The sequence below is a fragment of the Gryllotalpicola protaetiae genome, from assembly GCF_003627055.1.
Taxonomy (GTDB): Bacteria; Actinomycetota; Actinomycetes; order Actinomycetales; family Microbacteriaceae; genus Gryllotalpicola; species Gryllotalpicola protaetiae.
The window spans coordinates 509,270-522,854 of the sequence record NZ_CP032624.1; the positions used below are offsets into that span (position 1 = coordinate 509,270).

The following is a 13,585-nucleotide window of genomic DNA, read 5'->3' on the forward strand; positions in this document are numbered from 1 at the left end:
AGCCTAGCTGTGGCATGTTGCGAGCTTGCTGGTGTCGCCGTGCTCGGAGACGGTTTTCAGCACGTTCAAGGAGTCGGTCAGCGTGTTCACAGCGTAGACGCTCAGGCCGGAGGGCACGCGGCCCACGACCTCGTCGCAGTTGGACTTCGGGGCGAGGAACACGGTGGCACCGGCAGCGCGTGCGCCGAACATCTTCTGCCTGATGCCGCCGATCGCGCCGACGTTGCCCTGCGCGTCGATCGTGCCAGTGCCGGCGACGCGCTTGCCGCCGTTCAGATAGCCGGGAGTCAGCTTGTCGTAGATGCCGAGCGCGAACATCATGCCCGCGCTCGGGCCGCCGATGTTCGCGAGCTGGAAGTCGACGGTGACGGGCAGCGTGCCGTACTGCTGGCCGGCTGCCACGCCGAGGATGAAGGAGTCGCCCGACTTCTCCGGCTTGAGCGAGACGTCCTGCTTCTCGCCGCCGCGCTCGATCGTGAGCGTCACGGGGCCGCCGTGCTGCGCCTGCACCGCGTCGCGCAGATCCTGAACGGACTCGACGGCTGAGCCGTCGACCGAGTCGATGCGGTCGTTGGGCTTGAGGTGGCCGTCAGCCGGGGAGCCCTTCTCGACCGAGGCGACGACGACGTGCTGCTCGATGTCGTAGCCGAGGGCCACGAGCGCGGCGGCGGTCGCGTCCTGCTGAGAGGTCGACATCAGCTGCGCGTTCTGCTGGTTCGCCTGGTCGGCGGTCTGGCCGCGCGGGAACTCGGCTTCGACAGGAACGACGGACTTCGAGCGCTGGAACCAGGCGGTCATGACCTGGAACCAGTTCGGCAGCTGCTGCGGGTTGCCGACCACGTTGACGGTGAGCAGGTCGAGCGAGCCGCTCGTCGGGTAGGTCTGCCGGTCGCGCACCGCCAGCACGGGCTTCGCGTTGGACGTCGCCTTCTGCCCGACGGCGGTGTCAACGCCCAGGGTGTTGAACACGGGTCCCGGCTGCTCGATGACGTACGGGCTCGGGGCGAAGCCCAGAATCAGGATGGCGGCGACGGATGCTGCGAGCAGCACGTACCCGATGCGCTTCGCGCGCGGCATCCGTTCGCGCACAGCGTTCTCAGGCTCCTCCGAGTACAAGGTCATCGCGATTCTTTCCGGGTTAGCGTGGACGGGCGCCTGAATAGTATCCGGGCGCGTTATGCCATTGACGAGAGGGTTGCACGCGATGTCGGACGAAGACGACAAGTCTCCCGAGGACGCCCTGCGCGACATGCTGCGCGACATGCTCGCCGGCAACGCCGAGCTCGACCCGCAGAAGCTGGCGGGAGCGGCGGGCCTGCCGAGCGACCCGGCCAGCATCCAGCAGCTGATCACGCAGCTGCAGGGCGCGCTGCGCGGCAACCCCGACGGGTCGATCAACTGGGACCTCGCGCTGCAGCAGGGGCGGCAGCTCGCGCAGTCGGGGTCGGTCGCGACGCCCCCGGGGCAGACGTCGGCGCTCGAGCAGGCGTTCCATGTCGCCGCACTGTGGCTCGACGAGGCGACGTCGGTGGGCGCGCTCGTCGCCACCCCCGCGCTGCTGTCTCGGAGCGAGTGGGTGAAGCGCACGATGCCGTTGTGGACCCAGCTCGCCGAACCGGTCGCGAACTCGATCGCCGACTCGCTGACCAAGGTGATGAGCGAGCAGGCCCCCGAGGAGCTTCAGGGCATGCTCGCGAACGCCGGCCAGATGGTGCGCGCCGTCGGCGGCACCCTGTTCGCGATGCAGCTCGGCCAGGTGGTCGGGCAGCTGTCCACCGAAGTTGTCTCCGGCGGCGACATCGGCATTCCCCTGCTCGAGGACGGGCAGGCGGCGCTGCTGCCGCAGAACGTGCGCGACTTCGGCGAGGGCCTCGACATCGCAGACGATCAAGTGGCTCTGTATCTGGCCGTTCGAGAGCTCGCGCACGCACGGCTGTTCCGGCACGCGAAGTGGCTGCGGCTTCAGGTGATCACCGCGATCACCGAGTTCGCCCGCGGCATCTCGATCGACACCGAGCGGCTCGAAGACGTCGCGTCGTCGTTCGACCCGGCGAACCCTGAAGAGCTGCGCGAGGTGCTGGCCTCCGGTGCGCTGATCCCGCCGAAGACCGAGGCGCAGGAAGCGGCCCTGGCGCGCCTCGAGACTCAGCTCGCGCTCATCGAGGGCTGGGTCGACGTGGTCACGAACGAGGCGACGACCAGGCTGCCGCGCGCAGACGCCGTGGCCGAGACCGTGCGCCGCCGCCGCGCGGCGGGCGGCCCGGCCGAGTCGGCGTTCGCGACCCTGGTCGGGCTCGAGCTGCGACCGCGCCGGCTGCGCGAGGCGGCCGCCATGTGGCGTCAGGTGACGGATGCCGTGGGGGCCGTCAAGCGCGACGAGCTGTGGTCGCACCCCGACCTGCAGCCGGAAGCCGCCGACATCGACGACCCGCAGCGACTGATCGCGAAGCTCACGGGCAACGCGCCCGTCGACCCCGAGATGGACGCGCTCGACCGGGCTCTCGAGGACCTCCTGAACGACGACTCGGGCGACCGGCCCGCTGAGGGGTAGCGGCAGCGTAGGAACCGTGCGCAATCCGGACGATTGTTCCTACGGATCGGACGATACGACAGGGCCCTGCGTGCGAACTAGGCCCGGTTCCTATCGGAGGTTCAGGAACACGGCATAGATCGCGCCGCCGATGCTGGCGAGCACGATGCCCGTGATGGCAAGGCCCATGCCGCGCGTGCCGTTGGCATGATGTCGCGGATCGCGGGCCTGTGGACAGTCGGAGCGCCGGGCGCGCAGACTGGCGGATGCTTGCTGCGTGATCCTTCGCCTCGACCCTGCCGTGCCCGTGGTGTGGCGCTCGCCCACCGCGGTGCAGCTTGGGGTCGACCCCGTCGTGTGCGTGTTCGACGGGGTGAGCTATGCGACCGAGCGGCTGCTCGCGGCCCTCGCGGTCGGCGTGCCCGGGGAAGGGCTCGAGGTCGTCGCCGAGGCCGCAGGGGTCGGGGCCGAGTACAGCGAGGCGCTGCTCGAGGCAGTACGGCCCGCGCTGCTCGACGCGGCCGCGGCGCGCCCCGCCCAGGCGCCCGGCCCGGCCACGCTGCGCGTCGCGGTCGACGGCGGCGGCCCGGCCGCAGGGCAGCTCGCCGAGGTGCTCTCGGGGCTCGGCGTGCGGCTCGTCGACGCGCTGCCCGCACTCGGCGACGAGACGGATGCCGCGGTGCTGCTCGGCTCCTACGCGATCGCGACCGGCAGGCACAGCGCCTGGCTGCGCCGCGACGTGCCGCACCTCGGCGTGGTCTTCGGCGAGCGCGGGGCTCGCATCGGCCCGTTCGTCGAGCCGGGGCTCGGCCCGTGCCTCGCCTGCCTCGACCTTGAGCGGGCCGACCAGGATCCGGCATGGCCGGTGATCGCGGCGCAGCTCACGGCGAAGAGATCGCCTGTCGAGGGCGGGCGGTTCGCGGCATCCGTCGTCCTGCGCGCGGTGGGCGAACTGCTCGCGCACCTGCAGGGCGGCTCACGCGAGCTGGTGGGCGCGACCCTCGAACTGCGCCCAGACGGCGGCGAGACGCTCGTCAGGCACGCGCCGCACGCTCGATGCGGCTGCCGAGCTCTGCCAGGAAGCGAGACGGCTGACGTGCGGCAGCTCGCCCCGTTCCGGTCTCGGCCCAGCTCAGCCGCAGCCGCCGTCTCGCTCGCGTGATGCCGACGTAGAGCAGACGGCGCTCTTCATCGACCTGCTCGAAGGTCGTCGCGTAGGAGATCGGCACGAGGCCTTCGGCGAGCCCGATGATGTGCACCTCGTCCCACTCGAGGCCCTTCGCGCTGTGCAGCGTCGCGAGCGTGACGGCGCGCACGGTCGGCTCGTGCTGGCTCGCCTGGCGCTCGAGAAGCTCGTCGGTGAAGCGGCGGAAGCTCGTGCCGGGGGCCGCCTGGTCGGCGAGCGTCATGAGCGCGTTCAGGCTCTCCCACCGGTCGCGCACGGCGCCCGCGCCCTCGGGAGGGCTCTGACTCCAGCCGAGCGACCGCAGCACGTCGGAGACCGACTTGAACAGCGGCTCGCCGCTGACCGTCACAGAGGCGGCGCGCAGCGACAGCACCGCCTGCTTCACCTCTGGCAGATCGAAGAACCGCTGAGCACCGTGGACGCGGTACGGCACGCCCGCCTGCGTGAGCGCCGCCTCGAGCGCCTGCGACTGCACGTTGAAGCGGTAGAGCACGGCGATCGACTCGGGCGCGGTGCCCGCGGCGATCGAGGCGGTGATGGATGCCGCGACGGCAGCCGCCTCGGACGCGTCGGTCGGATGGCCGGCCACGGCGGGTGTGGGAGCCGGCTCCGGCTGGGCGGCATGCAGCACGAGGGACCCCTGGCGGCCGCGCATCAGCTCGTTGGCCGCCGCGACGACCGGCGCCGTCGAGCGGTAGTTCTGCTCGAGGCGCACCACGGTGGCGTCCTCCCACCGGCGCTCGAAACCGAGCAGGAATCCGCTCGATGCCCCGGCGAAGGTGTAGATCGTCTGGCTGGCATCGCCGACGACGCACAGGTCGCGGCGGTCGCCGAGCCACAGCTCGAGCAGCTGCTGCTGCAGCGGCGAGACGTCCTGGTACTCGTCGACGACGAAGAAGCGGTACTGCTCGCGCACCTGCATCGCGACCGTCGGCTCGGACTCGATCATGCCGGCCGTCGCGAGCAGCACGTCCTCGAAGTCGATCTGCTTGCGCTCGTCCTTGAGGGTCTCGTAGCCGGCCATGAGGTCGGCGAGCTGCTCGGGCTTCAGGTTTCCTGGCGCCGGCCTGCCGGCCTTCGCGTACGCCTCGATGCCGAGGCCGCTCACCTTGCGATACTCGATCTCGGCTGCGGCATCGCGCAGCGTCGCGGTGTCGAGCTTCAGCTTCAGCAGCTGCGCGGCCTGCCCGAGCAGCCGCGCTTTCCCCGGCAGCAGCTCGGGCGCACGACCGCCGGCGACGACCGGCCAGAAGTGGTTCAGCTGGGCGAGGGCCGCCGCGTGGAAGGTGCGCGCCTGCACCCCGCCTGCGCCGAGCTGGCGCAGCCTGCCGCGCAGCTCGGCCGCCGCCCGGTTCGTGAACGTGAGCGCCATGACCCGGTTCGGCGCGTAGGCCCCGGTGGCGACCCCGTAGGCGATGCGGTGCGTGATCGCGCGGGTCTTGCCCGTGCCGGCTCCCGCCAGGATGCAGACGGGCCCGAGCAGCGCCTCGGCCGCGACCCGCTGCTCGGCGTCGAGGCCGGCGAGAAGGTCGTCGGGGGTCACGGGGCGATTCGCCCCTGCCGCGGCGCCTCGCTCAGCGGGCCGCCGTACCACTCCGCGATGATGGCGTGCGCGATCGACGCCGACATCGGCAGCTTCAGGTCGTCGCGCTCGGCCCACAGCTCGTCGCGGGTGAACCAGCGCACCGCCAGGATCTCCTGCCCGTCGGGGCGGGTCGGCACCTCGCCCTGCGCGACGGCGCGGGCCTCGAAGCCGATCATGACGGATGCCGGGAAGGGCCACGGCTGCGAACCGAGGTACCTCGGGCGGGTGCACACGACGCCGGCCTCTTCATGCACCTCGCGGATGACGGCCGCCTCGAACGGCTCCCCGGGCTCGACGAAGCCCGCGAGGATCGACCAGCGGTTGTTCTCCCACATGGCGTTGCTGCCGAGCAGGATGCGGTCGGCGTCGTCGAGCACCCGCACGATGATCGCCGGGTCGGTGCGCGGGAAGACCTCTTTGCCGTCGACGAAGCAGCGGCGCACCCAGCCGCCCTGCTCGACCACGGTCGGGGTGCCGCAACGCGGGCAGTGCGTGTGCGACTCGTGCCAGTTCGCGATAGCGACCGCCTCGACGAACAGGGCGTAGTCGACCTCGCCGAGGTCGGCTCCCGCTTCGCGCAGGCCCACCCAGCGGGACTGGTCGGGCTCGAGCTCGACGGCCGCGGCATCCGTCAGGGTAACCGCGATGACCGGGATGCCGCTCGCCACCGTGCGGCCCAGATAGACGCGCAGGAGCGCTGCGGTCTGGCGGTCGGGAGTGATCAGGTCGAGGGCCCGTTCTCCCTCCGCAGTCGTCGTCAGCGCCTTGCCGCGCCACAGGGGAAGCAGCCGGGTCGCCGGGTCGGCCAGCAGCTCGTCGAACAGCTCGGGGCGGGCGCGCCGCTCAGCGTCGCGATCGACGACGAGACCGGTGAGCGGCTCGAGCGCCGTGCGACGTGTCATCCGTGTCCCTTCGAGGGCGCGGGCCTACCCTGAGGGGCATGGCCAGAACCCCATTCACTCTAGCCGCGCTCTCCACGGCGGCGGTTCCCGGCCTGGAGGTGGTCGCGACCCGCGAGCACACGACGGGGGAACACGGTGACTACGACGCCGCGATCATGCAGGTGGCCGACGGGCGCGAGCTCATCATCCGCGTCCCGCGCACGCAGGCGGCGGAGACCGAGCAGGCCGCGGACCTCATCGCGCTGGGGGCGATGACAGGCGGAATCCGCTCGCGCCTGCCGTTCGAGCTGCCGACCGCGCTCGGGCAGGCGCCCTTCGACGGCTCGCGCGCCGTCGTCTACGACTTCCTGCCGGGGCGCCCGCTCGAGCTCGACCGGGTGCACGGCGAGATCGCGGTCTCCGCCGGGCAGGCGGTCGCGGCGATCCATTCGCTGCCGACCGGCTTCGTGCTCGACGCCGGCCTGCCCCAGCAGAGCGCCGACGACGCGCAGCGCGCCGTGCTGTCTGTCATCGACCGCGCACAGGCGACCGGCTCGCTTCCCGCAGCGCTGCGCGCCCGCTGGAACCAGGCGGCCGCAGACGAGTCGCTCTGGCAGTTCGTGCCAACGGTCATCAACGGGGCGTTGTCGGCCGACTCCCTGCTCGTCGACGAGGCCGCAGTGCGCGCCGTGATCGGCTGGTCGGCACTGTCGATCGGCGACCCGGCGCGCGACCTCGCCTGGGTGATGGGCGCCCAGCCCGAAGCCGCCGAGGCGGTGTTCTCGTGGTACGAGATGGGTCGTCAGGCGTCCACCGACCCTCGCCTGCAGCACCGGGCCCTGCTGCACGCCGAGCTCGACCTCGCCCGCTGGCTGCTGCACGGCCACGAACTTCACGATCAGGCGATCATCGCGGATGCCGAGGCGATGCTCGACACGCTCGTCGAGCGCGTCCACCAGAACGGCGTCGACCCTCTCGAGCAGGCGACCGTGCCCGTGCTCGACGCGGCGCAGGTCGAGGAGCTGCTCTCGGAGCGGCCGGTTCACTCCGACGGGCTGGCGCCGATCGACGAGAACGTCGACAGCCAGCGCTCTTCGAGCTCCGACGACGAGTAGATGCGTTCGGGGCGGATGACCGCGTCGTCTGCCACGAAGTAGAACACCGCGTCGATCGACTCGGGGTCTGCGCCGGTCCACGTGGCGTACGCGTGCCGGTAGAGCGCGAGCTGGAACTGCTTCCGCTCGAGATCGTCATCGTCGGCCGGCGCCTTGCCGGTCTTCCAGTCGACGATCTGCGTGCGGCCGCCAGGAAGCCGGTAGACCGCGTCGAGCTTGCAGACGAAGACGTGCCCGGCGAGCGGCGCGTGGATCTCGAGCTCGACCTCGACCGGTTTGAGGCTCGCCCACTCGCTGCGCTCGAAGGTCGCCTTCAGCTCGGCGAGGCGGTCGGCGTCTGCCTCGTTCTCGGGCGTCAGATCGTCGCGCTCGAACTCGGCTGCGTCGATGACCTCGGTCTGGCCGAACACCCCCGCGCGCTGCTCGACCCAGGCGTGGAAGAGCGTGCCGATGCGCGTCGCCTTGTACGGTCGCTCGGGCATCGGGCGGCTGAGGCTCTGCAGCGTTCCGACGGGGTCGCTGACGAAGTCCTTGTAACGGGAGGCGGGGATGCGCACGGGCGGCGGCGCAGGCTCGGCCCCGCCTCTGGTGCGCAGTTCGCGCAGCAGCAGCTCGAGCTCGTCGCGCCACGGCCCGGAGTCCCGAGCGGGGTCACCCGGCCCGAGCTCGAGGCGCGCGCGCACCGCGTCTGCGGCGGCGCGCACGGCCGCCTCGCGGCCGCGCAGTGGGTTCTTCGGCCACAGCACAGGGTCGGCGAGCTCGGCGTCGAGGGGATTCTCGTCGGAGTCGAGGTCGGGCACGGCATCCGCCGCGATCAGACCGCCCTCGCGCAGCTCGGTGACGTACGTGCTGGGGAGCCGCGGCTTGGTCTGACCGCCCCAGTACGAGCCGGAGAGCAGCAGCCGGTCGCGCGCGCGGGTGACGGCGACGTAGGCGAGACGCCGCTCCTCGTCGAGGTGGCGCTCGCGCAGTGCTCCCTTGAATTCCTCGAGATTCGCGAGGAACTCCTTCTGCGTCAGCGCCGAGCGCCATGCGAGCACCGGCAGTGCGCCGCGGTCGCCGCGGAAGTCAAACGGCAGCTTCCCGAAGCGCACCCAGCCGGCGCCGTCGCGGTACGAGTTCGGCAGCTCGTCGTCGACGAGGCGCGGAACGGCGACGAGGTCCCACTCGAGCCCCTTCGAGCCGTGGATCGTGAGCACCTGGACCGAGCCGGGCTCCGGCGCCTCGGTGCGGGGGCTGAACCGCTCGCGCCCCTCCGCCTCGTAGAGCCAGTCGAGGAAGGCGCGCACGCCCGCGCCGGTGTCATCGCTCGCGCTGAAGCCGCGCGCGAGCCCGAGGAACGCGTCGAGGCCGGCTTGGCCGCCGGTCGCCGACTCGTTCGCGCGCACCTCGATGTCGAGATTCAGCTCCTGGATGACGAGGGTGACGAGATCGAGCAGGTCGAGGCCGAGGCGCCCGCGCAGCTCGTCGAACTGCTTCGCCGCGGAGCGCAGCCGCTCGAGGCCGGCTGCCGAGAAGTCGGCGAGAGCGCCGTGCTCGGCGCGGGCCGTGCCGATGAAGTCGAGCGCCTCGACGATCGACGCACCCTCGTCTTCGGCGACAGAACCGCGCAGCTGCTGCCGCACCTCGCCGTCGAGCAGCTGCTGCCGGAAGTCGCGCCTCTCGAGCCAGCCGGCGAGGCCGCGCAGCGCTTGGAGGTCGCGCACCCCGATGCGCCAGCGCGCGCCCGCGAGCAGGCGCAGCAGCTCGCTGCCCGCGTCGGGGTCGACGAGCACCTTGAGCGCGCACACGAGGTCGACGACGGCCGGCTGCTCGAGCAGGCCGCCCAGCCCCAGCACGTGATAGCGGATGCCGGCATCGCGCAGCGCCCTCGTGAACACATCGGTCCTGCTCCAGGAGCGCATCAGCAGCGCGGCCGTCTGGGGCTCGTCGGCCGTGGCCGCGAACCGCGCACGGAACCATGCGGCGACGGCGGCCGCCTCATCGAGCACGGTCTGCTCGAAGCGCACCTCGACGCCGCCGACCGGCGCGTCGGCTCGGGCGTCGAGCCGCTCGACGTCGACCCGCGCCTTGGCGTTGAGCGGCGCGGCGATCAGGTTGGCCGCGTCGAGCACCGTGGTCGGATTCCGCCAGCTGATCGTCAGCGGGTACGTCGGCGCGATGCCGGGGCTGCCCGCGAAGGCCCGCGAGAAGTCGTCGAGATTGTCGGCGCTCGCCCCTCGCCAGCCGTAGATCGACTGGTTCGGGTCGCCGACCGCCATCACCGGGTGCCTGGCGAAGAGCCCGGCGAGCAGATCGGTCTGGATGAACGAGGTGTCCTGGTATTCGTCGAGCAGCACGACCTTGAACCGCGACCGGTACTCCTCGGAGATCCCGGCGCCGCGGCGCTTCACGGCCTGCAGCGCGAACGCCACCTGGTCGCTGTACTCGATGAGCCCGCGGCGGCGCTTCTCGGCCGCGTATTCGACGGCGAGGTCGACGAGCAGCGGCAGGTCGCGCATGAGCACGACCGCCTCGACCGCCTTCGCCATGGACGGGCTTCTGGTGCTGCCGGACGGCAGCTCGAGCAGATCCTGGAACTCGCCTGCGAGCCGCAGCACCGCCCCCGGGTCGGCGACGTCGTTGTCGCTCAGCGCGTGCGCGAGGTCGAGCACGGCGGTCGTGAGCTTGTCGAGGGAGTGCTCCGTCTCGAGCAGCCGCGGGTCCTCACTGCGGCCGACGACCATGCGGGCGAGGCGCCATGCGGCCGCCTCGCCGAGCAGCACGCCGTCGGCCTCGCGGCCGATCGCGAGGGCGTTCTCGCGGAAGAGCGCGTTGGCGAACGAGTTGTAGGTCGAGACGGTGGGCGCGTCGAGCGGGTCGTGACCGCCCGGGATCGCCCCGGCCGCCCGTAGCCGGTCGATGTGTCCGCGGATGCGTGCGGCGAGCTCGCCGGCCGCCTTGCGGGTGAAGGTGAGGCCGAGCACCTCACCCGGGGCGACGAGGCCGTTCGCGATCAGCCACACCACACGCGCCGCCATCGTCTCCGTCTTGCCGCTGCCCGCGCCCGCCACGACGAGGGCGGGCTCGGCGCCCGCCTCGATCACGGCGCGCTGCTGCGGCGTCGGCGAGTACACCTGCCCGAGCAGCCGCGCGACGTCGTCGGCGCTGCGCGTGGCCGTGCTCACATCGAAAGCCGGGCTGAGACCGCTCGTCATTCGTCCGCCTCCGATACCTCTGGCACGAGGTGGATGCGATAGTCGTAGCCGTCTCGGCCGTTGTCGGAGCGCACGCCGATGAACTCGGCGCCCGCCATTCCGCGCCCGGCTTCGTGCACGCGCACCCGGAACTCGTCGAACTCCGCCTCGGTCTTCGCCCGCTGCGGGATCTCGCGGAAGGTCTTCTTGGTCGTGGTCGTCTCTGGCGCGATGAACACCAGCTTCGCGCCGCCGAGGGGACCCTCGTCGCGCAGCGCACCATCGTGGTACGCCAGCTGGTAGGCGCCGAGCTGCGGATGCGCAGGCACCTCGGGGCCGCTCGGGTACTGCCGCCCCGTCTTGAGATCCACGATCACGACGGTGCCGTCTGGGCGCCGCTCGACCCGGTCGATGGCTCCGTTGATGACCGTCTGCCCAAGCCGCAGCGAGAACGTGCCCTCAGCCTCGAGCAGGGTCGCCCCGGAATGCTCGAACTCGTCGAGGTAGTCGTGCAGGCCCTGCGCCATCTTCTGCACGCGGCGCTTCTCGCGCCGCTCGACCCAGCCGGGCTCGAGGTTCAGCTCGCCCCAGCGCCGCTCGACGTCGCCCCAGATGCGGTCGACGCTGATGTCGCCTTCCGGTTCGGCCGCCACGACCTCCATGATGGCGTGCATGATCGTGCCGACTCCGGTGGCGAGGCCGCCCGACGAGCCGGACATCACGTCGACGAACCATTTGAGGGGCGACTGCTCGAATGAGGCCATACGCGACGGCGAGACCGCCACGGTCGCTTCGAGATCGGCGTCGAGGTCGACGAGCGGGCCGTCGACCGAGGGGTCGAGCACGCCGTACCACTCCGCCGGGTCGGCGCCCGCGACGCCCGCCTCGGCGAGCGTCGCGAGAGACGCGGCGGCCGCAGCATCCGCCGGCACGCTCGCCAGCCGCCTGCGCAGCTGGCCGACCAGACCGCGCAGGGTGAACGGATGCCCCGCGATCGGCACCTGCTCGCCTTCGGCGAGGCGCAGGAACGGGGAGGCCTGCTGGTCGTCGCCCTCGCTCGCCGTGACGATGACCAGGCTGCTCGCCCGGGACACCGCGAGCGCGAACATGCGCAGCTCGTCGTGCAGCACCGCGGTGCGCTCATCGAGAACGTCGGAATCGGCGGCGCCGCCGAGCGCCTGGGGATGCAGCAAGGACCCGCGCAGACGCACGTTCGGCCAGGTTCCCTCTTGCACCGCGGCGATCGCGACGACTTCGAACTCGAGGCCGACCGCTGCCGGCGGTGTGCAGACGAGCACCGCGTCGGCGAGCGAGCGCGGCGCGAGGGTGTCCTCGGGGACCGCGGCCTCGAGCAGCTCGGTGACGAAATCGCCGGGCGGCCGCCCGGGAGAGCGCTCGACGAAGCGCTTCGCCGCCGCGAACAGGGCGACGACGCCGTCGAGGTCCCGGTTCGCCTCGCCCCCGACGACACCGCCGCGGGCGGCCTGCTTCGACCAGGTCGCCGCGAGCCCGCTGCGGTCCCACAGGGTCCACAGCAGCTCTTCGATGGTGGCGCCCCTGCGGGCCTGGCCGCGCGCCGTCTGCAGGGTCTGCGCGAGCTTCCGGGCCGCGCGCCCCGGCGCCATGTCTTCGATGGTCACGAGCGCGCCCGGGTCGGCCAGTGCCTCGGCGAGCAGCGCATCGCCCGGCCGGCTGCCATCGCCCGCGAGCTCCTCATGGCGAAGGGCGAGGCGCAGCTTGCGCAGCTGCACGACGTCGAGGCCGCCGAGCGGCCCGAGCAGCAGCTCGGTCGCCACGGCGCCGTCGAGCGCCGTGATGCCGAGCACCACGGCGACCGCAGTGAGCAGCTGCTTCGCCGCATAGTCGTCACGCAGCGCCCCCGCCGCTGCGGTCGTGCGCGTCGGGACCTCGGCAACGGCGAGTGCGCGGGCGAGCTCTGGCACCTGCCTGCCCGAGCGCACGATCACCGCCATCCGACTCCAGGGTGTGCGCGGGTCGAGCAGGTGCAGCTCGCGCAGCCGCCGTGCCAGCGTCGCGTACTGCTCTGCATCGCTGGGGGCGACGATGCTCTGCACGAGCCCGACACGATCGGTGACGGATGCCGCGCGCCGCTGCGCCCCCGCCAATGCGGTGCCGACGCGTTCGGTCACCCGCTTCGTCACCTCGCGCAGCGCAGCCGGCTGACGGTGGGCTGTCGACAGCGTCAGCGTCGGCGCGCCGCCGCCGACGCGCGCCCCGAACCCTGCGACAGCCGCCGGGTCCGCGCCGCGGAACGTCGTCGTCGCGACGTCGGGGTCGCCGAACGCGACGACGGGCACGCCTCGCCTCGCCAGGGCGGCGAGGAAGTCGAGGCCCGCGCGCGTGAACTCCTGCAGATCGTCGACGACGAGCAGGCGCACCCCGGGCGAGACCTCGCCGGAGGCGACCAGCCGCGCGGCGTCCGCCAGGAGCTCTGCGGCCGTCACGAAGCCGGGGCGCAGCGTGTCGAGCGTGTCCTGGTAGCGCGCGATGAACTCGCCGGCCGCGACCCACTCCGCGAGACCGCGCTCACAGCCGAGCTCGACGAGGCGGGCCGCCGAGATGCGGTTCTCGACCATGCGCTCCATCAGTTCGCGCAGCTCGGCGCGGAAGCCCGCGAGGCGGCGCACGTCGGCCGAGAGGTGCTCCGGCCAGGCGATGGTCTCGTCGTCGACGTCGCCCGCGAGCTGCTCGGCCAGCAGCTGATCCTGCTCGGCGCCGGTCAGCAGCCGCGGCTCCGGCGCACCGACACCCGCGGCGTGCTCGCCGACCACGCTGAACGCGAGCGAGTTCGCCGTGCGCGCCCGCGGCCCTTGCGTCGCGACGCCGAGACGCAGCGACAGCCGGTCGCGCAGCGCCGTCGCCGCCGTGCGGCTCGAGCACAGCGCGAGCACCTCGTCGGGCCCGATCGCGCCTGAGGCGACACGCGCCGCGATCAGCTCGACCACGGTCGACGTCTTCCCGGTGCCGGGCGCGCCGAGCACGACCGCCGACTGCCCGAGGGGGAGGTCGAGAACGGCTTGCTGAGACGCGTCGAGTTGCACGCTGGCAAAGCTATAGGGCTCCACCGACATCGTGCGGACCTGGCCCGACA

At 72.2% G+C, this 13,585-nt stretch carries 7 protein-coding genes; 2 read left to right on the plus strand and 5 right to left on the minus strand.

Translation table 11 applies throughout. The features are described 5' to 3' along the window. Window positions 1–3 precede the first annotated feature (3 nt). The gene (locus tag D7I44_RS02600; protein ID WP_120788056.1) at window positions 4–1,122 is read right to left on the minus strand and encodes a YlbL family protein; all 1,119 of its coding nucleotides are present in this window, start codon (window positions 1,120–1,122) and stop codon (window positions 4–6) included. A gap of 82 nt (window positions 1,123–1,204) precedes the next feature. On the opposite strand from D7I44_RS02600, the gene D7I44_RS02605 reads away from it, so the two are divergent. Continuing rightward, entirely contained in the window at window positions 1,205–2,551 is a 1,347-nt protein-coding gene (locus D7I44_RS02605; protein ID WP_120788057.1) for a zinc-dependent metalloprotease, read from the plus strand. Between the two features lie 1,013 nt (window positions 2,552–3,564). On the opposite strand, the gene D7I44_RS02610 is transcribed toward D7I44_RS02605, so the two are convergent. Next, the gene (locus D7I44_RS02610) at window positions 3,565–5,259 is read right to left on the minus strand and encodes an ATP-dependent helicase (RefSeq protein ID WP_120788058.1); all 1,695 of its coding nucleotides are present in this window, start codon (window positions 5,257–5,259) and stop codon (window positions 3,565–3,567) included. Continuing rightward, entirely contained in the window at window positions 5,256–6,203 is a 948-nt protein-coding gene (gene nudC, locus D7I44_RS02615) for an NAD(+) diphosphatase (protein ID WP_120788059.1), read from the minus strand. Before nudC ends, D7I44_RS02610 begins: the two co-directional genes overlap by 4 nt. 38 nt (window positions 6,204–6,241) lie before the next feature. On the opposite strand from nudC, the gene D7I44_RS02620 reads away from it, so the two are divergent. Beyond that, the gene (locus tag D7I44_RS02620; RefSeq protein ID WP_120788060.1) at window positions 6,242–7,297 is read left to right on the plus strand and encodes a phosphotransferase; all 1,056 of its coding nucleotides are present in this window, start codon (window positions 6,242–6,244) and stop codon (window positions 7,295–7,297) included. On the opposite strand, the gene D7I44_RS02625 is transcribed toward D7I44_RS02620, so the two are convergent. Together D7I44_RS02625 and D7I44_RS02630 are read right to left on the minus strand one after the other, a co-directional pair. Beyond that, on the minus strand, window positions 7,225–10,494 hold the full coding sequence (locus D7I44_RS02625) for an ATP-dependent helicase (RefSeq protein ID WP_245979949.1): 3,270 nt from the start codon (window positions 10,492–10,494) through the stop codon (window positions 7,225–7,227). The two genes, D7I44_RS02620 and D7I44_RS02625, sit on opposite strands and share 73 nt — an antisense overlap. Further along, window positions 10,491–13,535, minus strand: coding sequence for an ATP-dependent helicase (locus D7I44_RS02630; RefSeq protein WP_162940014.1), 3,045 nt, complete (start codon window positions 13,533–13,535; stop codon window positions 10,491–10,493). The genes D7I44_RS02625 and D7I44_RS02630 overlap by 4 nt, the downstream gene beginning before the upstream one ends. Between the last annotated feature and the right edge of the window lie 50 nt (window positions 13,536–13,585).

What these genes read in the sequence shown, in the direction of transcription:
- D7I44_RS02600 (WP_120788056.1), bottom strand. Translation starts at nt 1,122, where the DNA reads ATGACCTTGTACTCGGAGGAGCCTGAGAACGCTGTGCGCGAACGGATG.
- D7I44_RS02605 (WP_120788057.1), top strand. Translation starts at nt 1,205, where the DNA reads ATGTCGGACGAAGACGACAAGTCTCCCGAGGACGCCCTGCGCGACATG.
- nudC (WP_120788059.1), bottom strand. Translation starts at nt 6,203, where the DNA reads ATGACACGTCGCACGGCGCTCGAGCCGCTCACCGGTCTCGTCGTCGAT.
- D7I44_RS02620 (WP_120788060.1), top strand. Translation starts at nt 6,242, where the DNA reads ATGGCCAGAACCCCATTCACTCTAGCCGCGCTCTCCACGGCGGCGGTT.
- D7I44_RS02625 (WP_245979949.1), bottom strand. Translation starts at nt 10,494, where the DNA reads ATGACGAGCGGTCTCAGCCCGGCTTTCGATGTGAGCACGGCCACGCGC.